The sequence below is a fragment of the Gottfriedia sp. S16(2024) genome (assembly GCF_050473765.1).
GTDB lineage: Bacteria > Bacillota > Bacilli > Bacillales > Bacillaceae_G > Gottfriedia.
In genome coordinates, this window is record NZ_JBFLUO010000001.1 from 5,006,711 (window position 1) to 5,032,224 (window position 25,514).

Below are 25,514 nucleotides of genomic sequence, written 5' to 3' on the forward strand. Positions count from 1 at the left end.
TTTGTGTAATCATACTTCTTTCACAATGAAATTTGATTTATTTTTCCATATTAGTGATATACTTAAATTATTAAATCCCTATTATAGGAGGAATGAAAAATGAACGAACAAGAATTAAAAGAATATCGTACAAATGTCATTTCATCACTAGAGGAAGAAATCGCTTATTATCAAAATTTAATTAAACTAACAAGACACAGCAGACTGAAAGAAAGCCATTCATATAATCTTAAATTCATGCAAGAATTATTAGACGCTGAAAAAGCTGATCAAAAATAATTAATAATGGAGAGGTGCCTTCTAAGTGGAAGGTGCCTTTTTTGATGTTGAGAATAGATAATTTTCATTTATGTGCGACAAGTATTGGCAGTTTAAAAGGCACCTCCCTAAAGGAAGGTGCCCTCTCTTACTTTATTTACTTCAATCCAAAAGCTTTAATAATGTCTTGATTAATACTATTACCTGCATCGTCCCAAGCACTTGCTCTTAATGATACAGAAGATGCATTTTTACGGTTTTCAATTCTAGCTTTCCAGCCATCTTTTTCACGATTTAAATCAACAAGTTCCCAAGTCTTGCCTTCATCATATGAAACTTCTAATGTTGCACCTTTCATCTTACCGTTTCCTGGTGCACCAGCTACTTGAATAGCTTTCATTTCTAAATCGACCCAACGGCCTGATTTTGCATCACCATTCATGTCAGTTTCTACATTGTAATCAAGCGAGATTAATGGAAGTTCTGATTGATATTGTTCTTGTTCTTTAGACCAGAATGTCCACTCTGTATGTGTTTTTACAGAATTATCAAAGCGTTGTGGGTCGCGCCAAGCATCACTAACTACTTTATACTGCGTATTTGCAGTTGGGTATTCGTTAAATGAGTAGATCGCTTGTCCTTTTGCTTCTTTTACTAGTTTTGATCCTTGGTATAGTTTTAATGTTTGTGAACCTGGATAATTAGATTCTGAACCTGTGCTTCCTACCCCAGAATCAGCCCATGCAGGAATGTTGATGACTAAGTTGTTTCCTGTACGATAAGGTTTCCAGAAGCCATCACCTAAACGAGGACGAGCAACTGGTGAGAACCATTCTTCATCTAATGTTGTTCCTGGTTTGTATGTTGCTTTTGGTTGGCGTACTTCCCAAGCCGCATCTAGCACACTAGCTTGATGATACCAAGAAGTGCCTTTTTGAGCAGAAACCCATTCAGTTCGAACTGATGGTAAATTTAATTTCATTTGGTAACCTACTCCATTTGGTCGGTAAGATGGAATATCCCAACGGAATTCGCCACCTGCTGTAGCTTGATCTGATTTGTATTCAGCATTAATTTTTACAAGGTCGCTCGCTTTAGGTGAATAAGTTACGTCATTTGGAATTGCATTGTCATGGTTGTCAACAAGATCATAAACGTATTTCGTATTAGGAGTACCTACTACGTCAAGTTTTACTTTTTTGTCTTTTGCCTGCTCAATCAGTTTTTTACCTTCTGTTTGACTGATTGCTACAACCGAAATTGGAGAATCTGAAAGTGAATAATCATCATTTTCAATTCCAACATATTCACTAATTTCTTCTGGTCCATCATTTACAGTAATAACTAGTTTTGCACCTGCTGCATATGCTGCTGCTGAGCGCTCCATACCAGTTACTTCATCACTTCGATCAACGATAACAGCCTTACCTTTAACATTTAATCCCTTATAATCGGCTGGAGCCCCTTTACCTACATAAACAGCGTCTAAGTTGTATTTTCCATCTAGTAATGTACTTCCAGCTTGTGGAAGATCATCTAATTCATTGCCTTTGAAATTGATTGTCATATATGGTTCAATCAATCTCCATCGCGTGTTAAATGTAAATTTTCCATTTTTAACTTTCTTAGTTGGCTCAGCATACATCTTATCAACTGTAACAGGCATCACATAGATGTCACTAACATTGCTGCCATCAATTTCACGATAATATTCCATTTTTCTAAAACTTGCTTCTGCTTTATTTGGTACGTTTGCTGTAATTTCATTCGCTTTACGTGCATCCAATGTAACAGTTTGAGGACCATCTAAATTAATTTCAGGATTTCCTACAAGTGCAACGCCAGCGTGGTCAGTGTCTGTATCAACATCCATCATTGACATTGCAGAATAAGTTCCTGGTTTTAGGCGTAATTCAGTTGTACCATTAACTGCAATAAAATCTGGAACACCATCTGGGCCAAGTAGATTAATATACGCCAAGGCAGGGTTACCGTCGCGTCCAATTGCTTTTAACGTTAGTGGATATCTTTCCTCTTCTTTAATCATTGCCAAGGCAGTATGCACAACTGTTTTACCATCAACATTTGCAGAAATCTGACCTTGATATCGTTGTCCATTAGCACCTACGTTCGGATCAAGTGTTACAGTAACTTTTGCACTACCTTTTGCCGGTACAGTTACTTTGTTCGTTGAAAGTTTAAATAAACCAGCAGGTGCATCTGCATCGCTATTATCAGTAATTTTCGCTGATAAGTCTAATGTCACAGCCTTATCACTGTCGTTAGTGTACGTAATTGTTTTCTCTTTCGAAGCATCATTTTCATGAGGCCAAGCATAGAAACCAAAATCAAGTGAACCTGTCGCACGCAAATCACCGAGAGTCGCTGCTGCAACATCAAGACGTCCAGTCCCACCTTCTAACGGCTTAATATCATCTAATTTTTTAGTTGTACTCATTAATGCATCTTTCAGCTGTGCGCCTGTCCAATCAGGATGGCGTTGGGAAAGAATTGCAGCCGCTCCTGCCACATGTGGCGTAGCCATCGACGTACCACTCATCGAAAGATAAGATCCACTTCCTTGCGTTGAATATTGAGATCGTGCTGCAGTAATATTTACACCTGGTGCTGTTAGATCAGGCTTTAATCCCTCACTACCAAAACGAGGACCTTTTGATGAGAAATAAGCAAGATTATCTGATTTATCAACTGCACCAACTGTAAGTGCCGCATCTGCTGCTCCAGGAGAACCGATTCCTTCACGACCTGTATTACCAGCCGCAATAACGAACAGAGAGCCTGTCTCAGCACTTAAATTATTAACTGCTTGTGCCATCGGATCCGTTCCATCACTTGACTCATCGCTTCCTAAACTCATACTGACAATCTTGGCATTATGTGCAGCCCACTCCATACCATCAATAATCCATGAATCAAGTCCAAAGCCTTCATTGCTTAACACTTTTCCTACAATTAAGCTTGCTCCTGGTGCTACACCTTTATATTTTCCACCTGATGCTGCCCCTGTTCCTAGTACAGTAGATGCAACATGAGTACCATGTGCATGAAAATCGCGTACATCTTGATCTGGAACAAAGCTTTTTGTTTCTTTTATTTGACCAGCTACATCTGGATGCTGTGCATCGATCCCTGTGTCAAGAACTGCAACTTTTACGCCACTTCCGTTGTAACCAGCATTCCAAGCAGTCGGTGCCCCAATTTGTGGAACACTTTGCTCAAGCGTTGCCTTAACACGACCATCTAACCAAATTTTTTCAATTCCAGGTGTAACTATTGACTTTGTCGATTTTGTAGAATCCGCAGATTTTATATTTTTCTTAACATCTTGCCAAAACTCTTTCGAATCCTTCTTATCTGCAGAAAGCGCTGCCCCATTTATACTTTCAAGTTCATGTGTTTTCTCTGAAGCTTTTAACGTAGGCTTTGCACTTGAGCGAGTTTTAGACTCTGAATATTGTACGATAACAGGTAATGTCTTTTGAGAAGCATCATCGTATCCATCCGCTATTAGTTTCGTAATATTGAATAGATCTCGATCTAATGCACCAGAAGCTAAGTAAGGCATCGCTTGTTTTGGAATAACATATGTATCCTTATTAACTGTCATGATATGTGAACCACCTTCAGCTTTGTCCGCTGGCTCAACACTAATCACACTTTGTCCATCTGCAAACTCTGTTACAGTAACTACATCACCTGTAATAAGAGTAATCACATGCTTCCCTGTACTTGCTTTTGCGTTAATTCCTTGAAGATTCGTTTCTACAGCATTACTATTTGATAAATTTGAAACATTATTGCTTGTCCCAGCAGCTAACGCTTGAAAAGTCGGAACAGCAATAAGAGCTGTCGTCATCATCGCAGTAACATACTTATTTAACCTTGGCTTTCCTGTCATCTTACACTCTCCTATTCTGATAAAATAAATAAAGCGACTTCTCATATGAATCTATTAAAATCGATTTTAATCGTTCATATCCAAACCACTTTTTAAAAAGCACTCTACATTATCAAAATATAAAGAATATTCAATAATTGGTCAATTGGGTTATTTAAGCCCTGGTTTATCAGCGTTTCTTTAAAATGCACTAATTTTTCTAATCATTTTCAAATGAAATTAACCCACTTATCTTCACAAAATAAATGATTAGTTATTTACTTTTCAAATTATTGTCTAGTTAAATAAACCTATTAATCTGTCTCAGAAAAGCATCAAAAGAGAGAAAATACACCTATTAAAATATTGCTAAAAAATCGGGTTATTTGCTATATATAAAAGCACTTAACAACTTGTAATATTAAGTGCCCTTCCCCTTTTTTCTATGTGTTTAAATTAGGTGATACAAGTTTAATAACCTGGGTTATCCTTAAATTCTTAGACTTTCTAACAAATTACTTACCTTTAAAACTAAATCCTGTAGTTATCAAACAAGAAAGAAATGCAACAATCGAAACCATTAATCCAAACATCAATCCTAATGAACTCATAAACAGATCTTCACCTGGATATGAAGGTTCAAGATTTAATAACCAATATAGAAACAAAATCGATAATAAAATATAAAAACTACTTCCTAAAATACTCATTTTAATTCGGTTTGCGTTCGTACCTTGCCATGCCTTATTCACGATTATCCACAAAAAGAAACTTCCAAAGATGGCCAAAATCATTACCAACAAATGGAGAAATGGAATTAGTAGATACGTTAATAGATAAATTATCAGACAAGTAGTAAAAAACAACGTTGCATTCACAATAAACAAGAACATTCCTGACATCAAATGATTTTGAAACCAACTAGTATTATTTAATTTAAAAACAAGTTTGTTATTTTCACCAAGCATGAATGAGACTTTATCTCTTTTAAATAGAAATATGGAAACTACAATAAAAACGAACAATAAAAATAAAGTCAATGACACTTCACCTCCAAATTTAAGTCTTATTATAACTAATCATAAAATGAAATATATTCCAGTAGAGTAAGAAACTATGAAATTTATATGAAAAATAAATCTTTCACAAAATAATAACATTCATAAATCTTACTCTCTAATAATTTATCTATAATAAAAAATAATAAGGAGTGATATTTATGAGGGTGAAAATACTGGTTTTATTCGCTACAATACTTTTTATAGTTTCTCTTTCTGCTTGTATTAATAAAAATAAGTTTGATAATCAGTTAAATCAGGTTATAAAACTTGAAAAAGATTATTTAAAAAATAAAATGAAAGTAAATAATACTGAAAAAATTAAACGCTCTAGTATTGTTATTGCAGTCTATAAAAACGGTGACTATATCAACCTAACTTACGATCTAAATAATTCTTCTAATAAAATAGATTGCTTTTATATAAAAACGAAAGAATCAAAATATATTCGATACTTGAATACAGATAAAGAAATTGAAAAAGTAGAGAAGGACTTAAGACATGCTGATTATATAGAAAATACTTATTACAAGTAATTTTAAATATTAAATAAAAAATGGAATGCAAGATAAACCGATACTCCCGGTTTTATCTTCATTCCTATAATTTCTATGTTTTATTCTCTCCTCACACCAATCACTCAATATTACTAACCTCCAATACAATCTCAATCTTCCGCTTCTTCTTTTCAATCATTCTGGCAATAAATTCACTAAAATCATCTTTATGGCTCTTTTGGTTTTTACTTGTATCACCACTAATTGCAGCTATCCGATAAAGGATCTTTAATTGTTCCATATGCTCATTTAGACTCATATTTGATAAGTCCTCATATTGTTCAATGAGCCTTTTTCTAAAAATAATTTCTAAATCATCGTTTGTGGCGGTTTCGTTTGAAGTATTTTTTCGAATATAAATTTTATCTGTAAATAATTTATCGGAGCCTCTTTTAGCTATAAACGGGATATATCGATTTTGCTCGGGGATATAAATGATGAAGAAGGTTTTACCACTAAAATATCCATACATTTCATTCTCGTCGTAATCAATTTGTTGAAGATGATAAATTAGAAAAGAAGGTAAATAGCCATTTAATTTTCTTTGAAAATCGGTTGGATCCTTTAGCTCTTCTTTAAGGATTCCGACTGGGTGATTATCATCATTTACGCCAAAAATAATTGATCCTCCACCAGAATTCGCCATTGCAATTATTAATTTTGCAATTTGATCCTCTCTAACGAATGTTTCCTTAAAATCCAATGCATTATTTTCTCCAAAAGATTGTTCAATCAGATTTTTAAGAGAAGCAATATCAAAATTCTTGTCTGCATAATTAAATGTATTTAAAAATTCCTGCTTATAAATCGGCCTTTTAACCATGATTCCACCTAGTTTCATATTTTTTAAAATCTAAACTAGATCTGTTATTACATTTAATGTTAGAAAAAAAGAAATGGCACCTAAAAAATCGTAGAAATTTTTCTGGTAAAAAGTGCAAAAAAACCAAAGCATATAGCCTTGGCTTTTAATAACAGTTATCTAAAAATCGCTAGGAAATATTCTTCGTTTAAAGTGATATTCAACCGAGCGATTATTAAACAGATTACTATAATTTACTTTAATCTTTTTAACTTCTAATTGCTTAATCTTCTCTTCCAGTGACTTCTTATCTTCATCAGTTAATTTTCCATCCTCTGACAAACTAGAAATTTCATCTAATAATTCCTGAATCATTTCATCACGAAATTCTTTTTCTTCGTTTTGTTGATAAATTGTCATCTTTGTATGAAGGATTGAATTGACCAATTCGTCAGCCCCACCCGAAAGCCTATTTAAAATTAAAAGTTGTTCATTTAATATCTCATTATCTAAATCATAAGGATACCTTAGTTGATGATCTATTTCGCTCCAGCCTTCTTCAAATATCGTTCTTACTTGAATTTCAGCTAAATAATTTACTTTTGTCATTTGTGACTTAATTACATAATGCCATGATCGATATCCTGCATCATGAACTAAAAACTGGAACTTTTCTTCTTCGATATGTTGTTCACTCGTCATATCACCTAAGCGATGGTAAATAGTCGCTTTTTCATGTAAATTCCAATTTTGTCTAATTGTTTTATCTATATCTGCAGCTTGGTATTTATATAAATGCAATGCTCTTATACCAATTAGATCTGTAATTTCAGATTTATAATTCGAAACATTGATTTCATATTCTGAGTCTGATTTTTTGCCTTTTATCGTCTTTCGAATAATCTTTTCAATTAAATGATCAGGATACTTTATTCGCGATTTCACAGTATGAATTTCAGGATTTTTACGGAGTATTTCCGAAATAAAAGTAGCTACCGTTTCAAGATTCGGTATTTCTGATATGTATTCATTATAAATTTCAATATATTTTGACCAGTCTAAACAGTACTTTTCAAAATCCTGTTCATCGATTTTATATTTTTCAAAGAAGTACTTTTGATTCTCTATTAGGCCCATACGTTTTCTCCTTCTTACATTTCCATAACCATATCCTACCATATTTGTGGAAGAAACATACTTTTTCAGTACATTTACTTTGCAAGGCTATATTACTTCTCAGATGGTAGGAATATCTTTTTCTGTAATTTTCTTATTCTTTTTTGCGTATAGTGATTTGATCTGATTTAAGGGAACAATACGCTGATTTTATAGCTTGTCTACTACTCTCTTATTTATTTTCTCGCTAATCCCTACTTTACCAACTGGAATTTCTTTTGCAAAATCACTTGAAGTACGTACACCAGCCAACGATAATAGTCCAGCAGTTAACATTACTTTTCTTACCTTTTCATACCCCATCCTCCATATGGTATAATATGGAAATTGAAACACCATTGTAATATCCCTTGTAACATTAGTCAAACCAGTCTAAATATTAATAAAAGGGGTAACTTTATGAAAACATTCAGCTATTTAAGTTTTTTTCTACTTTATGTGCTAGGATTATTTTTATTGTTAGACTTCATTTTTAAGTTTCAAAACGCAACTTTTGACAATACTTATTACAGTGTTTTATTCCCATTTTTAGGACTATTTCTGATTGGTATTTATGCATCTTTACCAAAATTCGTAACCAAGATTACAAAGTCGAGTTCATCTTATATTTCTAATGAAAAATTGAAATGGTTTGTCTTACTAATTTCCCTGATTATACTTTCGTTAATTATTTTAATAAAGTTTAACATTTATCAAAATGTATTAGTCACTATATTAATTTTTATAGGTTATGTACTCTCATTAATTACAGGATATAAATTAGTAAGGTTCATAAATAAAAGTATAGAATAAAAGAAGAAGAGGCCACTAGTGGGCCTCTTTAATTATTTACACATATATTAAAGATTTTGAGCTGCTAAATCGCGGCTTTTCTTTTGAAAATAAATCAATTTTTAAAACAGCTTAACCTGAAATATAATTCAGGGCCTCTTAATACGAACAAATGACCTGATTGTACGTTCGCAAAAAATTTCATAAAATTTCTAAAAAACTACTTACATTAGAATGAGTGTTCGTGTATAATAAAAACATCCAAACAAAACAGAACATACAATCTTAAAAAATCAAGACAGTAATAGAATAAGAAAACTTAAAAGTAGAACAAAAAGGAGATGTAAAAAATGGAAATTATCATTTTATGTAGTGTCTTATTATCTTGGTGTATTTTAGAGGGTTTTAACAAATTTGTAGTAAATCGTTGAGAACTTGGAAAGTGCTTCTTTATATTACTTTAGAAAGGGTTAATTCTTATTCCTTACAACTTAATTCAAACAAAAAAAGTGCTCTTCTACTTTAAATAGATAAAAGAGCACTTTTAGAGATATTTTATTTAGCTATGTATTCCTGCAATTCCTTAATAAGGATTTCTGCACCGTTTTTACTTACTACAATCTTTCCACTATCAAATGAGAAATTATTTTCATCAATAACTCCTGTTACCATACAAGCATTACTCGAAACAAATTGTTTTAGGATAATCCTTTGCTCCTCAATAAATACTTCAAATGGTTCATATTTATTTAGATTTAACATTTTTCTTAATTCCTTTGGTAAAACAATTCTACCTAAGTCATCTAGTTTTCTTACAATTCCACTTAGACCGGAATTTTCATCATATTTTGTAAGAATAATCATACCTTCTTCAAAATGAATTTCAAATGGAGCATTATTCTCTAAATTCATTGTATTTCTTAATTCTTTCGGTAGAACAATTCTTCCAAGATCGTCTAGTTTTCTAATAATTCCAGTTGATTTCATACTTGCAACTCCCCATTTATTTCTATCTCTTTATATACTCAATATAATTCTCTCTATTTTTAAATTGAGTTTAGTATAATAATACCAAATTATTTTAATTTTCTCTCTACTTATATCGACTCATTTTTACTAATATTAATACAAATTAAAATAATTTTCTTGATTTTTTATATCTCTTGTTTTTTATTTTGGTAAATTATGTAAAATTTCTAAAAAGATTCAAAAAGAGATGAGTTAATCATTTGGTAACGAATTACCTTTAATTAACTCATCTCTCAATTTAAATCTATTATCTTGAATAGCCACCGAGACTTTGTTCAGCCATTTGAACTAAACGTTTTGTAATCTCTCCACCTACTGAACCATTTGCACGAGACGTTGAATCTGGACCTAAATGTACTCCAAATTCTGTTGCAATTTCATACTTCATCTGATCGATCGCAGATTCAGCATTTGGTGAAACATATTGATTTGAAGATCTGTTTGCCATGATATGTAGCCCCTTTAATAAAATTTTCTGATATAAACTATCAGATTGCTGTTAGTATTTCATTTTGAATTTAAAATATTCATCATATAAATATTTCTGCAACTTTTTGAATGTTTCATCCGAAAGTTTATAGCAAATAAAGTTTCTCTAGATTTTTGAAATACAATTTCAACTGCAAAGATTGTCAGATTATTTCCCAAAAAATAAATTAATTGATAAATATGATTGCATCAATAGCTAATCACACTTAAACAGAACTCCCATATATTATATTAGTATAATTCACTTTTCTGAAAGGTAGGTGTGACAAAATGAAAGTAGATGGTATTTTTGAAGGAGGAGGAGTTCGAGGAATCGGACATGTTGGAGCTATTTGCGCTTTAGAAGAAGAAGGTTATAAATGGGCACGTTTGGCAGGCACTTCTGCTGGTGCTATTGTTGCTGCTCTTCTAGCAAGTGGCTATACAGGGAAAGAATTAAAGGAAATTATGGATCATTTAGATTATAAGAAATTTATTACAAAAACATGGTTGCACTTTATTCCTTTAATCGGATTAGGATTAAATATCTTATTTAAAAATGGGTTATATAAAAATGAATTTGAAGAAGAATGGTTAGAAGCTTTATTATCAAAAAAAGGAATTCGCTATTTCGATGATTTAGAAGAAGGAAAATTAAAAATTATTATTTCAGATATTAGTAATGGTAAAATGGTCGTTTTACCTGATGACCTACCTGATTATGGCTTATCAGCAAAAGATATAACCATTTCTCAAGCCGTTAGAATGAGTGGTACAATTCCATTCTTCTTTCAACCAATTAAACTAAAAACTCCTAATTATAATTATCCAATTTTAATTGTTGATGGCGGAATCTTAAGCAATTTTCCAATTTGGATTTTCGATGATCACCAAGAATGGCCAACTTTTGGTTTTCGTTTAATAGATGATGAAATTATTGGAAAACCACTGGATGGTCATAATCCAATCTCATTCTATAAATCAATATTTATTACGATGAGACAAGCACACGACTTTCGACATCTAACAAAAGAAGTAAATGAACGAACAATAAAAATCCAAACTGGTGAAATATCAAGCACAGATTTCAATTTAACAAAAAAAGAAAAGGAACTACTTTTCACTAATGGATACCAAGCAGCAAAAAAATTCCTTGGAACTTGGGATTTTGAAAAGTTTAAGCATAACTATCCACCTGAACCGTACTGTCATAAGGTGGACAATCTGTAATAACTAAAAAAACGCAATCTTTTCTAGATATTCATAGAAAAGATTACGTTTTTTTGTTTTTCCTATTTTTAGTCCGTTAGGTTATCTCATTTAATCCTTATTTTCGCATCTCCTTGAATATATTCAGGATAAAACGCCAGCTTAAGCTTTAATGGATTAACGTAATCTTTAGTAGAAATTGTTATTCCTACTACTTGCTTACCACCATCATCATATTCTTGAGATTCTGAGCTAGTTTGAACTACTTTTCCATTAGCATCAAAAATTGATTCAACCAATGAGTAATGAAATTCTTTTTTTGTATTTAAGGTGAACTTCAATTCTGATTCTTCTTTTTTTAAGTCAGTTAAATAATTTCCTTTTGGCTGTTTAAGAATTTGTTGTTTTTCAGTATCAACTAATATATATTCTTCATCCTTATCAACTGCCTGTAGCTTATGAATAACCAAATATAATTCTTTTGGATCTTTAAAGAAATTACTCTGTAAATAGATAATTCGTTCATTATCGCTAAGAATATTGGCAGTAGTTCCATTTGTTATTTTAGACCATACTTCGCCATTTTGATCAAGAAGTTCAAAATCAGTAAAATCTAGTATTTTCTTAGTATTATTTGGATCCATTTTTACTTGTACAGCTACACGGAGAGGATAAACTGTAACTTTTTTAATTGTTATCTTTTGCCCTTCAATCGTTACTGTTTTATTTAGTTCGTATATTTGTTTTGTTTTTTCTAGATTTTTTAAAGAGAATGGAATAGAAAATTGCTCTGAAACCTCCTTACTCTTTATCTTTAAATCTAAGTTAAAGTCTTTTTGCTCGTTTGTTTTCTGAAAAAAATATTCAATCTTACTAGTATAAGTATTTAACTCATCTTCTACTGGAAGATCAAATGATGAAGAATGTTCTGGCAATTCTTCACCATTACTTGGTTTGAGACTCACTTCTTTTAAAGTAAAATTATGTTGTGTCTCTTTTGCATCAATCGTGTAAAAAATCACTATCCCTTGCTCATCAGCAATTACTGAATCAATCGTTACCTTAATTCCGCTTTTCTCTTGTGAAATATTAATTTCTTGAGCATATTTATTTTCTACAGCTGATATTAGTCCCTTATCATCACGAATAAGTTTAACGATTTTCTCCATACCTGGAATATTTGTTAAATAATCAGCAAAGGTTGGCGATACACGAATACTTGTAAGAAATCCCAATAGAAGAATAGCAGCTGCAACAATAGACCAGATCTTAGATTTCCGTCTCGGTTTAGTTACTAACTTAGTTTCTTTAGCTTTTTGAAATCCAATTTGTATAGCCTCATCAATTTCATCAATAGGTAACCCGATGTTTTCGTATTTTTCTTTCAACTTTTTTAGTTCATTTTCTTCTTTTTCAAACACGGCCTTTTTCTCCTTTCTCTTCAAGGATTCCTCTTAATGATTTCAATGCTTTATTCAACCAAGTCTTTACTGTACCTTCCGGACGATTCCACATAATTGCAATATCTTTGATTTTGATATCGTGAAAATATTTTAAATGTAATAGCTGTCGCTGTGTATCATCAAGCTGTGACATTGCTTCTTCTATTTCAATATAGTTATAGTCTTCGTTCGTACCTAGCTGTGAAATATATTCATCGTCGAAGGTTACTCTATTATTCTTCTTAATATAATCCTGACAGTAATTAATCATAATCCGAATAAGCCATGTTTTTACATAACTTGGTTCCCTCAATGTTTTTATGTTTTGATAAGCTCTAAAGGTTACTTCTTGAATTGCTTCAATTGCCTCATCTTTATTCTTCAAGTAAGCTAGTGCAGTTTTATATAATGACAATTTATGCTCATGCATAATTGATAAAAATGCTTGCTCATCTCCTTTGATAGCCCTTTTCACTAGACTATGATCCTGCAATCTCAATCCCTCCATCTCGGTGTTCTATACATTAGACTCCTGAGAGCTAAAAAAGTTTTAATATTTTTAATTTTCCCCATAAAAAATTCCCCCTATAGTAGACAGTACAGCACCCTTCTTTTAACTGTCTACTATAAGGGGATTATTAGAACTTTTATGACACCCTCTTTTTTAACTTTATTTTTTATTTAATTATATGGTTTCTTGCCAATAGGATTTTATCAATTTTGTCCTATTAGAATCTGAATATACATAAACATTATGGCGAATTACTCTCGTTTTTCCAGAATATCTTACTTGCATAATATCTTTTGTATAAAGAATAGGTCTAGAGCTTGAAAGAAATGATACAGGTGTTGCAGCAACACCTGCGAAAGCTGCTGGAGCAAAATATACTCCGAGAGATATAGAAGCGACTGAAGCTATTTGAATAGAAAAATCCAGTCCAGATTTATTTTGTATTTTTCCATAGGCCGTTCCAACATAACTATATTGTGTTCCTCCTGTTTCAATAGCAACACTTCGACTAGTTATAGGAGATGTTATTTGTTCAATAGGTGTAATTTGAATGTTGTCATTTGTATCAGTCGACTCTGCAAATGATACACTTGCTGAGCTGAGAGTAATAGCAGTTGCTAAAGTTGAAACTAAAATTTTTTTCATATCTAACACTCCTTATCTTTTAAAGATGTTCTTTTTTTGTTTATGAAAAAAATGCCAAATAAACAAATTACTCAACTTTCGTACATAGAGAAACCTAATGATCCCTTGAATCTCCTTAATTCTCTGAATTGATTAGAAAATAACTTAACAAATTATCTACCAAAACGATCACCTCTTTACATTATTATTAATGTCTTAAATTATAGTAATCTGAGGAATTAATTCAGTGGAATTTTTATGAATATTTTAGTAAAACTTTACAAATTTTCACCTTAAAAAGAACCTTTGGTGAAGATTGAATATTTTTCAGTATAATTTAAGAAAATACTTACTAATAGAATCATAGTTTGTTGCATTTTTATAAGTTCCAATAGCAGTAAATGCGACTATTTGAAAAAATGAAAAAAAGTTCACAATAATGACAATGAGTTTTGGTAAATTTTACTTTTTAAATGTTAAGATAATTTCGTAAACGTTTACTAAAAAAATTAGGACACAGTTATAAAAAAGTGTAATTCAATTTTAACTTCCGCGGTAACTGGTGTAGGGAGTGTGACCTTTCCTATAAAATTTAATAAATATTTAAAATGACTGGTGCTATTTTATTTAATGTCATAGCAACAACCAATTTGAAACAGGAGGATAATATTATGAAATTAGCAAAAAAATTATTAATCATAACTTCATACATAATGTTTACGGTATTGATTGTTGTTGGTCCAGAGTTTCCTAAGTATAAATTGTATGTTCTTTTGCTACAGGTATTATTTTTTTGTACAGGTCCATTATTATTAATATTTTTAGATTGGAAGAAAAAAAGAAATAAAGAGAAGGCTAATATCAAAGGTAAATCGGAGTGAAATGGAATGGTTATACGGTAGTGGATCCATGGAGTTAAATTAGAATTTATATAGTTGCAGCTTTCTCGTTATTTAAGTTTCCTGATGAAAATAGTACTATTGGGTTCGTCTGTTGCCACCCCACCAACAAGTAAGGACATAGGAATTACATATGCGTTAAAGCCGACCGCCATTTTGTTGTATAAAAAAAGCTACCGAAGCAGCTTAAAGGTGGTTCAACTATTGCATGCGTTAATTGCATTAGCATTCATAAAAGATCTGGAATTTTTATTTTTATTTGTCTAACTTAAGCAATTCCATAGAACGCTCTGAGGAAACTTCAAAAGCAGCATCATAAGGTGTTTTGCCATTGCTCTCAATCGTCTTATCAGCACCTTTTCCAAGTAAATATTCAACCATTTTTACTTCTTCTGTGGACCCTGCTGCATAATAAAGTGCTGTGTAGCCTTCTTTATCTTTTAGATTAATATCCATTTTCTTTTCCTCTATTAGATATTTTAACAAAGGTAAATTATTTTGACGGGCTGCAATTGTTAAGACATGTCCGTAATTTGTACTGACATTAAAATCTACATTAGGTAAAGTGTCTAAGAATCTAAAGATTTCAAGAACTCCTTCATTTGCCTCACTCTTTGGAATGGAACTCATGCTATTTGGTTGAGAATAAGCAAGTTCCAATATAGGCATCATTCCTTTAGGCGTTGCATCTGTCATTTGCTCAACATAATTTATATCTGCTCCTTGTTTAATCAACAATTTCGCCAATTCTAAATCATCTTTATTATAGTAAGCAAATACTTCTGTTAAAGGAGAATTGGCCGTCCCTTTTACTTGAACTGGTTTAGCACCATTTTCCAAAAGTAGTTTTACTATTTTTAGATTTGATTTTTCGCACGCAACATAGAGGGGGCTTTCAGGGAAAATTCCCCCTTCTTGTTGTGATGCTGTATCAGTTCTATTCAAGTTTATCCCAGAATCAATGTACCTTTTAATTTGTTTGATATTATTTTTCCGAATAGCTTCATTTAAATTTTCTATTTTCTTTGTATCCCCACCAGCTTTTTGATTGGTATTATAGCCAATCAGCGAGATCACAACAAGCGTAATGACTGTTCCAACTATTATTTTAGTAGGTGTTTTTGCATTTTGTAGTAGTTTTTTGTTTAAAAGGAGTACTTTTTGAATCTTCTTCATTTTCCTCATTTCTTTAAGACTAATAACAAGAAATACCATATGTGCAATTGCAAAAGTAATTGATACCAGTATAAAAAAATCTGGAACATTCTTTATCAATCCAAAAAAAGCATAAGATCCTTCAACATCACCAAAATCAGGAAGAATTATATTTGCGAGAAAATAAAATCCATTTGTTAAAATTAAAGGTTTCATGTTTTGAACAGAATTAATTTTAAAACACTTCGATACATATAAGAAGTTAATAATAGTTAATGCGATCGTATATGGTACGAATAATGTTAAGGCAAATACTCTTAACCAACCCATATTAAATAAGAATGATGACGCTACCAAAACTAAATTCACTAACAAACTGAAGTAAACAATTGTCTTTTTCATTTTTTCTTCTTTCCTTTTGTTTAATCATGGAGAGTAAATGAAATATAAGAAGTATTTCATTAATTATTATTATGCATGAAAACCCTATATTACGGAACAGAAACTATTCTCAATTTTAACAATATTCCTTCGTGATGCAATGTCAAAAGCAAAAATAATATTGAATTAAACTGCCACATAGATAAATAAAAATAGCAGCGAATGGCTGCTATTTTTATTCAACTAGTTTTGAAATATAATTTTATTTCCCTTCCTCAAAATTACTTAACTTTACGTACCAAGGATAAAGAAAAAGTCCAACAACCCCAACTATTGGAAATAGATCTGCGAGAGTCATTAAAATCTTTGTTTCGAAAGATATAAATTGTTTTTGACCACAATTTGTACAAATTGCACCGTTTTTTGAAAATCCTAGTTTCCATATCGATTTCTTTGTCCATTTATAATTACAATTTTGACATGTTGCCATAATAACCTCCTTCTTTATTTTATTTCTTTATGTATTTTCGCATGCGTTAGTTGAATAGGAATCCTTGTATTGATACTAAGAACACAAGCAAAGATACTATGAAACTAATAGTACCTATTTTATTTCGTTTCAGTTGAAATTCAGATATACTTGCCAACAAAAACGTTGCTCCTATGAATAAGAGCATATAAGGCGTTAATGAAAAATTCTTAGTTATTAAGCCATAAATAGCCAAAATTAAGCCTATCAAACTAATATTAATCTCAAATTTTTTAACAATCGAAATACCTCCGCACTATTTACTTAATCATAAATTCTTGTACAACTATCGCACAGCACAGTTCAATAAGTACTATGAATTTTTAAATTAATAATTATAGATAAAAATGAATATTAAAAATACTGGAAATGTAATAACACTTATCCATTTTGGAAATCGTATATTAAATTTACCTAGCATTTTTCTTATATTATCCTCACATAATACAGCTAGGTTTATCATAAAAAAACACGTTAATAGGAATAACTTAAAAGAAATTTTCATATGCGAAAGCAACGAAAAAAATATCAAAAGGAAAAACATCTCAGCTAGGAATTCAGCTAAATCATATTTTCTAACATTATTCTTAAAAAGCCATTTTATATATTTCTTTAATAATGACAGTTCTAATCCCTCCATAAATTTTTATTTATCTATACATCAAAATGTAAAAGCTTGATTAATTCATATGAAAAGAAAAATAAATAATATTGTTAATTACTCAATTATATATATAAATTCATTAACAGTAACTTGGGGGAATTTCTCCTTTTTTTCACAGGAATTAAATTATCCTTATGCATCTAACCTGTCATTTACTTGAATAAGCATAAGCGAGCCTCTATTGAAATTACTCTTACTTTTAGTTCAACAAGGAATTTAACTATTGCTTGTTGAACTACTCTTAGTTAGCAAATTTTGATAATATTCTTAATGAATTATTTTAAATGCTTAATTTAGGAGGGGTTATATTTGCAAATGTTTTTTAGATATAATTGGTCGGTAAGAGAAGAATGGTATAGGTGGTGTGAAGAGTTAAGTGAAGAAGAACTACTGTTGAACCGCTCTGGTGGAATGGGTAGTATTTTACATACACTTTTTCATATAGTTGATGTAGAGTGGAGCTGGATTCGAGTATTACAAGGCAAATCTGATTTTCAGGAGAATTTCAATGCTTATAAAAGCTTAGATAAAGTTCGTGAATTGGACGCTAAATTTCATATTGAAGTGAAAAATTTTGTAGACAACTGGGATAATGAAATGGAAAATCGTTTATTTTACGATATCTTACCAGATGGAAGAAATGTGACGGATACTTGGGGTGAAATCATTAGACATACCATTACTCATGAAATTCACCATATAGGACAATTATCAATTTGGGCAAGGGAAATCGGGAAACAACCTGTTTCTGCAAATCTAATTGGGCGAGGTCTTGCCACTCATTCGAATAATTAGTTAAGAAAGAAAATAATTTAATCAATTTCTTTTATAAGTATAAATTCTAGCTACCATCGACGGTAGCTTTTTTAGGTTAAGTAATTGGGATTATTTAGGACTTATTCAACTAAAACACATTGCAATAGTTAAATAACACTCAGGAGCAGGTGGAATAACTGCAATTATGCAGCTTGTAAGCTACAACATGTGGAATAGAGACCTAATAAAAAAAAATAAGGGATTTCTCATAAGATATAGGTATTTTATGAGAGTTCCCAATTCAGTTTTCATTTTAATATATCTAACAAGCCAAAAACATACCTCTTATTATATCAAGGTTAATTTTCCGATTTTGTTACATTCTAAGGCGAACCAAACGACTCCATCCTTGTCACATACAATTCCGTGAGGTTCTGCATTATGTGTTTTAATTGTATATTCCACAATTGCCTGGTCTCTTGTCAATCTTCCTATTTTATTTGCACCCCATTCAGTAAACCATAAATCAAATTCTTCTCCAACAGCAATAGCATGGGGGCGTGCATTTGGTGTAGGAATGTCATATTCTATTATCTCTCCAGAATAAGTGATTCTCCCTATCTTATTCCCAATTATTTCTACAAACCAAAGTGCATTATCATTTCCCCTTGTAATGCCTACAGGTCCTGATGCGGGTGTAGGAATTGGAAATTCCATTAATTCTCCAGATTCCGTTATTTTACCAATAGCATTGTTTTGGTTTTCAGTAAACCAAAGTGAGCTATCAGATCCTAGTGTAATAAAAGAAGGATATGAGCCTTTGTTAGGTAGTTCATATTCATGAATCTTCCCTTTTGTAGTCAATTTACCAATCCGATTTCCATTCATCTCAGTAAACCAGATATCCCCATTTTGTCCTTCTGTAATTCCATACGGGCCTGAATTTGGATGCGGCAAAGGAAATTCTGTAAATACACCACTTGTAGAGAGCTTTCCTATTTTGTTGGCTCCATTTTCCGTAAACCAAACATCCCCTTTTGAAGATACTGTTAAACACATCACTCTAGCATTAGGTGTGGGAACAGTATACTCTTGAATATGTCCTTCTTGATCAAAACAACTAATTTTGTTTGCTTTATGTTGAGTAAACCATATTTTCCCATCATGCGAAACAGCTATACCATATGGACCCGAATCAGAAAACGGAAGATTTATTTCTTGCAGATTAAAATTCATTTTAGCCCCTCCATTGAATATTAACTTCAACTTAATAAATTTATATTTTAAAACTTCTACACATTAATAAAATCTATTTTCCAGCTCAAAAGCTTTTCATATGGTATTTATATCCAATTATTTAAATTCAACAAATTATAAATTTTCCCTTTTACTTATTGAACTCTACTACCAATTAACGAAATAAAAAAATCGACTAAACAGTCGATCATGTTGTACAACTAATGCATGAGTTAGTTGCACAACATTATGGTTTATAAATAGCCCGTTTCTTCAAGGCACTCTAAATAATATCTAAATCTGTGATTGTCTATATTTTGTTCTTCCTGTTCTGTTCCGATAAAAACAACCAATTCACTTGAAATATATGAACAGCTACCTTGTAAAGTATAGCCACTTATTCGTTTGCCATCTTTACTTTCTAAAATGACATTTATTAATTTCCCCTCATTTAATCTAAGGTCTTCTCCTGGATATCTTGAAGCATATTTTTTAGTGAAATGCTGATGTTTTTCTTTTTCTTCTTTACAATACAAATCGTCTAATACTTTTTCATCGGTAATTTCATAACACTTAACGATGTTAGCGTAATCCACATATATATCCTTTTTTAAATCGATAAAGTTCGTTTTATCTAATTCATTCGCCTTATATTTTTCTTTGTATATTCGTTCAACTTCATCTAATAAAAAATAATCTGGTATATTTTTAGTTAGAAAATTTAAATATAGTTTATTAATTTCCATTTTATTTTCTCCATCGTCATCTTTTTTTACAGCACTATTATATCATCCCTTATACAACTAAACTGCCATTTAGCTCAATAAAAAAAACGACTAAACAGCCGATTGTGTTGTTCAACTAACGCTTGCGTTAGTTGCATAAATGTAAAATAATAATTCAAATTAGAATATACCTTTTTTTCTCATACTTACTAATTCAATAACCATTCTTGTTACAAAAAATATAATTCCTAACAATCCTAATACAATCCATAAATAGATACTATTAAAAAATAGTCCAATCAGTATTAATACACCAAATGTAGATAGAATAAATCTATCTAATTTATTAGGAACATTAACTATTGCGTGCGTTATAAGAATTAAAGCATATATAAAGCTGAAAATTTTTATCCAATAAAACTCAAAGTTTAGTGATACAGTAAAGAACACAGGACCTAAAATGACTAATATATTTAAAAGTTTTTTCATATCGTTTCTCCGTACTGTAATTTATTTAATTTTTCTAAAAGCATTGCTACTATTCTTATTTTAATTTAATCATTAAGTCAAAAAATATTAATCAATCAAATGACTCATTTTTTATACAACTAAACTGCCATTTACTCCAATAAAAAAAGCCCCATATTAGCAGCTTGCGATCTTCAACTATTGCATGCGATAGTTACATAACGATATTTAACCCGCAAATAAAAGGGCTTCGTTTTTTCTGAAGCTCTTTTCTCTGTATCCTTTTAAATTTAATTTAATTTTAATTAGTAAATTCACTCATCTTCGCATTTTGACAAAGTTTCTTTATTTCAGAAATAAAAGTTCATTGTCTTTAGGTGTAATTTTTACTTCTTAAATATCCAGATTTATAAATTATTTCAAGTGCATTTTTTGATAATAACAGCGGATAGCCTGTAAAGATTTCTGATGTAGGGGATATCTTTGTTATTTCCCTATATGCAATTCGACTTCTTATCAACCAAGATTTTAGCTAAAGTTCACAATGAAATATCAGATTAAGATATTTGAAGAATTTTTTGTAAAAAATAGAACGCGTTGCAGAATCGATAGCTCCACCTTTTTAGAAAGTGACAATTTTGTTAGATTAAATGCTTAATTTGTAAGACAATTAGATGTCTTTTTTAACTACATTCTTTTAAAATTACATCTGAATTAGTACGACAAACGCTTCAGTTTATTTGAACAATGTATAAGGAGGATGAAAGCAAATGAAGACATTATTACGTGTTATAACTGCTATGACCGTAATGCTATCAATAGTACCTTGGACTATTGACAGTGCATACGCAGCGCCTACTCTAAAGATTGGAGAAGTAGCTTCCGTAAACGACAAACTCTTGAAGGAGAATGCCAAGAAGTTTGTACATCTATTACAGATGGGGAATTTAGAAAAAGCCTTTCAATATACAAACCATACATTCACTGAAAAAAATATTCCCGATTTCATCATTTCATCCATGAAAAAATTATCTTCTTACCAACTCATACAATCAAATTTGTCTCGTAATAGCGTCCATTGTACAGTCACTTTAACATTTCAAAATCAACAGTCTATCATACCAATAGAAGTGAAATTCGATAAGAAAGGAAAGATTGATGATTTTTATGTTAATTTCCAATATTCTAAACAAAAATACCAGTTACCTAGTTATGTAAATCCTGATACCTATGATGAAAGGGAAGTGAGGATTGGAAGCAAAAATAATGCTGTACCTGGAACACTAACAATCCCAAAAGGAAAAGGTCCCTTCCCTGTTGTTATACTTGTTCAAGGAGATGGAGAATTAGATAGAGATTCCTCTATTTTCGCCTTAAAACCATTTAAAGATATTGCCCTAGGTTTAGCTAATCAAGGGATAGCCGTTCTTCGATACGAGAAAAAGACACGTGAACACTATATACATACTTATCGAACATACTCAGTGCAAGAAGAATTTGTAGAGGATGCTTTAGCATCTTTGCAACTTCTAAAATCCATGTCATTTATTGATAAAAATAGTATATTTGTTGCAGGACACAGTAGAGGAGGATTGATGGTTCCTCAAATTATAAGTAAGGCTCCCTCTGGTAGTTTTGCAGGTGGAATCATTCTTTCTTCTCCTAACCCTTCAACTACAGAGATCGAGTCCTATTTTGAAGAAGATTCAGGAGGAATGATACCAGAGGAAGAAATGGTATTTTACCGAAGTCAATTACGATTGCTTACCCAGCCAGATTTTGATCCAGGACACCCACCGGAGCAATTCGCTTTACTTCCAAATGCCTATTGGTGGTATAGTGTAAAAGATTATAGGCCAAGTTCAGTTGCAAGAAGCTTAAATATACCCTTGTTTGTCATGCAAGGAGGAGCAGATTTTCAAGTGCCTAATTCTCACTTAGAAAAATGGCGGTTAGCATTGCAAAATAATACAAATGTAACATTTAAACTGTATCCAGACCTGAATCACGGATATACAATAGCAGGTGAGACCAAAACTGTTCAAGACTATATGCAACCTAAGCATGTCCCCTTTTATGTGTTAAATGATATAAAACAGTGGGTAACTTCAAAGCCAAAAAATTAATTTTATAGAAAAGTATAAATTTATCATGAAACAATTGATAAAAGAATAAAAAATCAGTCTTACGTGAGGCTGATTTTTTGTTTACATTATGCGAGTTCTCAGAACTGTCTTATTGCGCATGAAAATGTTCTTTTTTTCTTATTCCTTATTGAACTAAACTGCTAAATACTGAAATAGGAGCTGATTGATCAATCAATCAGCCCCTATTTGTTATACAACTAATGCATGAGTTAGTTGCATAAGAAGCCGAGCATTTTTGTGGCTTATAAATTTCCAATCACAAACACTTTACGAAGTATCCTTTACCCTTTAATTATTTAACAACTCAATCTATTCTAATTTTTCTTACAATAATTTCCATTTTGGATTAAAATAAAGATAATTAGATTTTAAACTTGAAAGGAAGATGGACTTGAAAAAGCTTATTTTTGCAATCATTACACTAGGAGTTCTGTTTGGACTTACATGGATTGTTTCAGATTTTATGCATGGCAAAATGATTGATTATGCGTTTTTTGTAGGATTGGTAGTAACGATTATCATCCGTTTCTTCACAAGTAGTGGTGGATTTGCAACCAATAGCATTAATTTAAGTACTCAAACACAGACGGGAATGAAAGTTACGGGCGAGAATGCTAGTCCTTTTACAGTCACTCAAAAATCATTTTCATTACTGGTGTCTTTTACTTTTACAATCGTATCTTTGCTCGTTACACTAGCTTATTATTGGAAAGAATTTTGAAGTAAGGAATGAGGTTAAGATCAAATGAGCATACGCTTTTATCTATGGAAAAAATTCTACCAATTACTATTTACTATCATTTTGATTGGAATTATTGTAGCATTCTCAACTAGTTTACATGCGTCAAAACATGAACTATTTCATTCCGTTTTAGAACAACTTAAAATGTTTGGTCACAACTTTCTTCATTTAAACGAAATGACAATTCAAGTGGGTATCTTTTCAAAACAAACGCCATTATGGGGGTATCTAAAAGAACCTTTTGTCTATTCATTTATCATTCTATCAGCTTCTTTTATCTGCACTTTCACACTTGGTATCTTGTGTTCATATGTAACCTATCTTTTATCACTCAAGATGCAAAAAGTCGTTAAAGAATGCTTATTTCTCTTACAAAGTATTCCTGATGTGATGTTCATTTTCGCAGTTCAATTATTCATCATTTGGTTGTATAAAAAAACGAATATTCTCATTGTTGATCCTGTCGCGGGACTAGAGAAAGTCTATGTATTACCGATACTTGTGGTGTCTATTCTTCCTGGGATCATGTTATTTCAAATGACATTTTTAGCGATTGAGGAAGAGCGTAAAAAAACATATGTCGAATTTGCAAAAGCAAAAGGACTTTCCAGTGGGTGGATACTCTTCAAACATATCTTACGAAATGTAGTTGTAACGCTGTTTTCTCATTCGCACTATTTGTTTTGGCTACTTGTTTCAAATCTATTAGTCGTTGAATATTTATTTAATATTCATGGTTTTTTTCATTTGCTTTATTCTGTTTTAAATACACCAGATGCGTTTTTCGTCTGTTTAGTCGCTTTATTTTTACCATTCTTTTTTATTGAAGTGGTATTTAATCTATTAGCAATCAAAGTCACTGGAAAGGAGCAATCTGAATGAAAAAAGGCTGGACGAGATTCCCTTTCCTAGTTTCACTATTTTTTCTAATTGGTTTAGTTGCCTTCAGTTTTCTATCCAAGTATGTTTTAAAGGTTCAAATTATAATTCCAACAACACTTTTGCATGATATAAACGGAAATATGATAAAGGCTCTACCATTTCCACCAAGTTTTGATTTTCCTCTTGGTGTCGATCGACGTGGTAAAAACCTTTTTTGGGCAGTAATTGATGGAGCTAGGTACACAATATTAATTGGTTTGGCTGTCAGTTTATTACGAGTTGGTCTAGGTGTTTGTTTAGGAGTTTTTTACGGGATTTATTTGAAAAAGATGAGAACTTTTTTTACAACTTTTGAACGAGCATTCCGTTTTATACCTGCTATTCTACTTGTCATGTTGTTCTTTGATGTGAATCTATTTAGTGATGCTACAAAAGGCTTTACCTCTATCGTTTCAATCATTTTTTGGCTAACAGTTGTAGCGTTACCATCACTGGTTCATGTTGTGGGCAATGAAGTGAGTCATTTTAGCAAGGAAGATTTTATTACAGCATCAAGAGCAATGGGTTCAACGAAATTTCGGGTTATTCGGAAGCATGTAATGCCATTTCTACGTTCTAGAATCTTACACATGATTGTTCAACAAATGATTAGTATCTTACTATTACTTGTTCATTTAGGTGTATTCCGGGTGTTCGTAGGTGGTAGTACAAAATTTTGCTACGACACCGTAAACTGTACCAGAGTACCACATTCGAATGAATGGTCTGCGTTAATCGGCGTTTCGTATCAAGAGTTAATGCTCGATCAATGGATTGTCTTTGGACCGAGTATCGCATTTATTCTGACATTGTTGGCTTGTAATGTGATGAAAAGGATGTTAGAAGGTGCTGAAGAAAGAATTGTTATTCCAAAAACTGAGCAAACAACATTAAAAGAGATTAAACCGATAAAGAAATCGGACTTTGCGTTTGCTGAAGCCGTGGTAATTAATAAGGACATTAAAGAGTTTCAGTAAAAAATAAAAGGAACTTCGCCCGAAGTTCCTTTTCAATTTGTGAATTATCCCTTTATGCTAAAATTAGTAATTGTTCTCTAAGAGGTTTTCTTATACAACTAAACTGCCATT

General features: G+C 31.6%; 26 protein-coding genes. 9 read left to right on the forward strand and 17 right to left on the reverse strand.

The features are described 5' to 3' along the window. The first annotated feature begins 99 nt into the window (after positions 1-99). Positions 100-279 carry a hypothetical protein gene (locus AB1282_RS24175; protein WP_429900828.1) on the forward strand — a complete coding sequence of 60 codons (180 nt, stop codon included), beginning with the start codon at positions 100-102 and terminating at the stop codon, positions 277-279. A gap of 136 nt (positions 280-415) precedes the next feature. On the opposite strand, the gene AB1282_RS24180 is transcribed toward AB1282_RS24175, so the two are convergent. Beyond that, positions 416-4,177 (reverse strand): S8 family serine peptidase, encoded by a 3,762-nt coding sequence (locus tag AB1282_RS24180; protein WP_429900830.1) that lies wholly within the window; start codon positions 4,175-4,177, stop codon positions 416-418. Between the two features lie 494 nt (positions 4,178-4,671). Next, entirely contained in the window at positions 4,672-5,202 is a 531-nt protein-coding gene (locus AB1282_RS24185; RefSeq protein ID WP_056474349.1) for a hypothetical protein, read from the reverse strand. 173 nt (positions 5,203-5,375) lie between these two features. On the opposite strand from AB1282_RS24185, the gene AB1282_RS24190 reads away from it, so the two are divergent. Beyond that, positions 5,376-5,750, forward strand: coding sequence for a hypothetical protein (locus AB1282_RS24190; RefSeq protein WP_056474350.1), 375 nt, complete (start codon positions 5,376-5,378; stop codon positions 5,748-5,750). Positions 5,751-5,850: 100 nt separating this feature from the next. Here AB1282_RS24190 and AB1282_RS24195 read toward each other — a convergent pair whose 3' ends face one another. From AB1282_RS24195 to AB1282_RS24215, 5 genes are all read right to left on the reverse strand, one after another. Further along, entirely contained in the window at positions 5,851-6,594 is a 744-nt protein-coding gene (locus AB1282_RS24195; RefSeq protein WP_056474354.1) for an AlbA family DNA-binding domain-containing protein, read from the reverse strand. 159 nt (positions 6,595-6,753) lie between these two features. Beyond that, entirely contained in the window at positions 6,754-7,710 is a 957-nt protein-coding gene (locus AB1282_RS24200) for a hypothetical protein (protein WP_056474357.1), read from the reverse strand. A gap of 189 nt (positions 7,711-7,899) precedes the next feature. Next, complete coding sequence (locus tag AB1282_RS24205; protein ID WP_156339722.1) at positions 7,900-8,052, reverse strand: hypothetical protein; 153 nt, start codon at positions 8,050-8,052, stop codon at positions 7,900-7,902. Between the two features lie 1,023 nt (positions 8,053-9,075). Further along, positions 9,076-9,507, reverse strand: coding sequence for an AbrB/MazE/SpoVT family DNA-binding domain-containing protein (locus AB1282_RS24210; protein WP_286131747.1), 432 nt, complete (start codon positions 9,505-9,507; stop codon positions 9,076-9,078). Between the two features lie 289 nt (positions 9,508-9,796). Then, positions 9,797-9,997, reverse strand: a complete 201-nt coding sequence (locus tag AB1282_RS24215) for an alpha/beta-type small acid-soluble spore protein (protein WP_056474362.1) — start codon at positions 9,995-9,997, stop codon at positions 9,797-9,799. Between the two features lie 311 nt (positions 9,998-10,308). Here AB1282_RS24215 and AB1282_RS24220 point away from each other — a divergent pair, with 311 nt between their 5' ends. Then, positions 10,309-11,247 carry a patatin-like phospholipase family protein gene (locus AB1282_RS24220; protein ID WP_429900833.1) on the forward strand — a complete coding sequence of 313 codons (939 nt, stop codon included), beginning with the start codon at positions 10,309-10,311 and terminating at the stop codon, positions 11,245-11,247. A gap of 86 nt (positions 11,248-11,333) precedes the next feature. On the opposite strand, the gene AB1282_RS24225 is transcribed toward AB1282_RS24220, so the two are convergent. The 3 genes from AB1282_RS24225 to AB1282_RS24235 form a co-directional block, all read right to left on the reverse strand. Then, entirely contained in the window at positions 11,334-12,647 is a 1,314-nt protein-coding gene (locus AB1282_RS24225) for a DUF4179 domain-containing protein (protein WP_429900835.1), read from the reverse strand. Further along, complete coding sequence (locus AB1282_RS24230; protein ID WP_390312376.1) at positions 12,640-13,161, reverse strand: sigma-70 family RNA polymerase sigma factor; 522 nt, start codon at positions 13,159-13,161, stop codon at positions 12,640-12,642. Before AB1282_RS24230 ends, AB1282_RS24225 begins: the two co-directional genes overlap by 8 nt. 192 nt (positions 13,162-13,353) lie before the next feature. Next, positions 13,354-13,824 (reverse strand): hypothetical protein, encoded by a 471-nt coding sequence (locus tag AB1282_RS24235; protein WP_056474373.1) that lies wholly within the window; start codon positions 13,822-13,824, stop codon positions 13,354-13,356. Positions 13,825-14,474: 650 nt separating this feature from the next. Here AB1282_RS24235 and AB1282_RS24240 point away from each other — a divergent pair. Continuing rightward, positions 14,475-14,684, forward strand: coding sequence for a hypothetical protein (locus AB1282_RS24240; protein WP_056474376.1), 210 nt, complete (start codon positions 14,475-14,477; stop codon positions 14,682-14,684). 273 nt (positions 14,685-14,957) lie between these two features. Here the strand turns inward: AB1282_RS24240 and AB1282_RS24245 are convergent, their stop codons facing one another. The 3 genes from AB1282_RS24245 to AB1282_RS24255 form a co-directional block, all read right to left on the reverse strand. Beyond that, a complete protein-coding gene (locus tag AB1282_RS24245) occupies positions 14,958-16,259 on the reverse strand; it encodes an ankyrin repeat domain-containing protein (protein ID WP_429900837.1) in 1,302 nt (433 codons plus the stop codon). Positions 16,260-16,500: 241 nt separating this feature from the next. After that, on the reverse strand, positions 16,501-16,728 hold the full coding sequence (locus AB1282_RS24250) for a hypothetical protein (protein ID WP_056474382.1): 228 nt from the start codon (positions 16,726-16,728) through the stop codon (positions 16,501-16,503). Between the two features lie 46 nt (positions 16,729-16,774). After that, entirely contained in the window at positions 16,775-16,915 is a 141-nt protein-coding gene (locus AB1282_RS24255; protein WP_353611587.1) for a DUF3953 domain-containing protein, read from the reverse strand. 825 nt (positions 16,916-17,740) lie between these two features. Between AB1282_RS24255 and AB1282_RS24260 the strand changes: the two genes are divergently transcribed. Beyond that, positions 17,741-18,226 (forward strand): DinB family protein, encoded by a 486-nt coding sequence (locus AB1282_RS24260; protein ID WP_429900839.1) that lies wholly within the window; start codon positions 17,741-17,743, stop codon positions 18,224-18,226. 309 nt (positions 18,227-18,535) lie between these two features. On the opposite strand, the gene AB1282_RS24265 is transcribed toward AB1282_RS24260, so the two are convergent. The 4 genes from AB1282_RS24265 to AB1282_RS24280 all read right to left on the reverse strand — a co-directional run bounded on the left by AB1282_RS24265 (position 18,536) and on the right by AB1282_RS24280 (position 21,136). Further along, entirely contained in the window at positions 18,536-19,423 is an 888-nt protein-coding gene (locus AB1282_RS24265) for a virginiamycin B lyase family protein (RefSeq protein WP_056474386.1), read from the reverse strand. 254 nt (positions 19,424-19,677) lie between these two features. Then, entirely contained in the window at positions 19,678-20,169 is a 492-nt protein-coding gene (locus AB1282_RS24270; protein ID WP_429900841.1) for a hypothetical protein, read from the reverse strand. A 159-nt stretch (positions 20,170-20,328) separates the two neighbouring features. Beyond that, positions 20,329-20,637 carry a hypothetical protein gene (locus AB1282_RS24275; RefSeq protein ID WP_390311766.1) on the reverse strand — a complete coding sequence of 103 codons (309 nt, stop codon included), beginning with the start codon at positions 20,635-20,637 and terminating at the stop codon, positions 20,329-20,331. A 352-nt stretch (positions 20,638-20,989) separates the two neighbouring features. Beyond that, complete coding sequence (locus AB1282_RS24280) at positions 20,990-21,136, reverse strand: PH domain-containing protein (RefSeq protein ID WP_429900843.1); 147 nt, start codon at positions 21,134-21,136, stop codon at positions 20,990-20,992. Positions 21,137-21,386: 250 nt separating this feature from the next. Here AB1282_RS24280 and AB1282_RS24285 point away from each other — a divergent pair, with 250 nt between their 5' ends. The 4 genes from AB1282_RS24285 (at position 21,387) to AB1282_RS24300 (ending at position 25,403) form a co-directional block, all read left to right on the forward strand. Then, positions 21,387-22,742, forward strand: coding sequence for an alpha/beta hydrolase family protein (locus tag AB1282_RS24285; RefSeq protein WP_429900845.1), 1,356 nt, complete (start codon positions 21,387-21,389; stop codon positions 22,740-22,742). 412 nt (positions 22,743-23,154) lie between these two features. Beyond that, positions 23,155-23,484: a hypothetical protein gene (locus AB1282_RS24290; protein WP_429900847.1), complete on the forward strand. Its 330-nt coding sequence runs from the start codon at positions 23,155-23,157 to the stop codon at positions 23,482-23,484. A gap of 24 nt (positions 23,485-23,508) precedes the next feature. Beyond that, complete coding sequence (locus AB1282_RS24295; protein ID WP_429900849.1) at positions 23,509-24,387, forward strand: ABC transporter permease subunit; 879 nt, start codon at positions 23,509-23,511, stop codon at positions 24,385-24,387. Further along, on the forward strand, positions 24,384-25,403 hold the full coding sequence (locus AB1282_RS24300) for an ABC transporter permease (RefSeq protein WP_429900851.1): 1,020 nt from the start codon (positions 24,384-24,386) through the stop codon (positions 25,401-25,403). The genes AB1282_RS24295 and AB1282_RS24300 overlap by 4 nt, the downstream gene beginning before the upstream one ends. The last annotated feature ends 111 nt before the right edge of the window (positions 25,404-25,514 follow it).

Excerpts from the sequence above, each read along its gene's own strand:
- AB1282_RS24175 (WP_429900828.1), top strand. The coding sequence starts at position 100 with ATGAACGAACAAGAATTAAAAGAATATCGTACAAATGTCATTTCATCA.
- AB1282_RS24180 (WP_429900830.1), bottom strand. The coding sequence starts at position 4,177 with ATGACAGGAAAGCCAAGGTTAAATAAGTATGTTACTGCGATGATGACG.
- AB1282_RS24190 (WP_056474350.1), top strand. The coding sequence starts at position 5,376 with ATGAGGGTGAAAATACTGGTTTTATTCGCTACAATACTTTTTATAGTT.
- AB1282_RS24195 (WP_056474354.1), bottom strand. The coding sequence starts at position 6,594 with ATGGTTAAAAGGCCGATTTATAAGCAGGAATTTTTAAATACATTTAAT.
- AB1282_RS24200 (WP_056474357.1), bottom strand. The coding sequence starts at position 7,710 with ATGGGCCTAATAGAGAATCAAAAGTACTTCTTTGAAAAATATAAAATC.
- AB1282_RS24205 (WP_156339722.1), bottom strand. The coding sequence starts at position 8,052 with ATGGGGTATGAAAAGGTAAGAAAAGTAATGTTAACTGCTGGACTATTA.
- AB1282_RS24210 (WP_286131747.1), bottom strand. The coding sequence starts at position 9,507 with ATGAAATCAACTGGAATTATTAGAAAACTAGACGATCTTGGAAGAATT.
- AB1282_RS24215 (WP_056474362.1), bottom strand. The coding sequence starts at position 9,997 with ATGGCAAACAGATCTTCAAATCAATATGTTTCACCAAATGCTGAATCT.
- AB1282_RS24220 (WP_429900833.1), top strand. The coding sequence starts at position 10,309 with ATGAAAGTAGATGGTATTTTTGAAGGAGGAGGAGTTCGAGGAATCGGA.
- AB1282_RS24235 (WP_056474373.1), bottom strand. The coding sequence starts at position 13,824 with ATGAAAAAAATTTTAGTTTCAACTTTAGCAACTGCTATTACTCTCAGC.
- AB1282_RS24240 (WP_056474376.1), top strand. The coding sequence starts at position 14,475 with ATGAAATTAGCAAAAAAATTATTAATCATAACTTCATACATAATGTTT.
- AB1282_RS24245 (WP_429900837.1), bottom strand. The coding sequence starts at position 16,259 with ATGAAAAAGACAATTGTTTACTTCAGTTTGTTAGTGAATTTAGTTTTG.
- AB1282_RS24250 (WP_056474382.1), bottom strand. The coding sequence starts at position 16,728 with ATGGCAACATGTCAAAATTGTAATTATAAATGGACAAAGAAATCGATA.
- AB1282_RS24255 (WP_353611587.1), bottom strand. The coding sequence starts at position 16,915 with ATGCTCTTATTCATAGGAGCAACGTTTTTGTTGGCAAGTATATCTGAA.
- AB1282_RS24265 (WP_056474386.1), bottom strand. The coding sequence starts at position 19,423 with ATGAATTTTAATCTGCAAGAAATAAATCTTCCGTTTTCTGATTCGGGT.
- AB1282_RS24270 (WP_429900841.1), bottom strand. The coding sequence starts at position 20,169 with ATGGAAATTAATAAACTATATTTAAATTTTCTAACTAAAAATATACCA.
- AB1282_RS24275 (WP_390311766.1), bottom strand. The coding sequence starts at position 20,637 with ATGAAAAAACTTTTAAATATATTAGTCATTTTAGGTCCTGTGTTCTTT.
- AB1282_RS24285 (WP_429900845.1), top strand. The coding sequence starts at position 21,387 with ATGAAGACATTATTACGTGTTATAACTGCTATGACCGTAATGCTATCA.
- AB1282_RS24295 (WP_429900849.1), top strand. The coding sequence starts at position 23,509 with ATGAGCATACGCTTTTATCTATGGAAAAAATTCTACCAATTACTATTT.
- AB1282_RS24300 (WP_429900851.1), top strand. The coding sequence starts at position 24,384 with ATGAAAAAAGGCTGGACGAGATTCCCTTTCCTAGTTTCACTATTTTTT.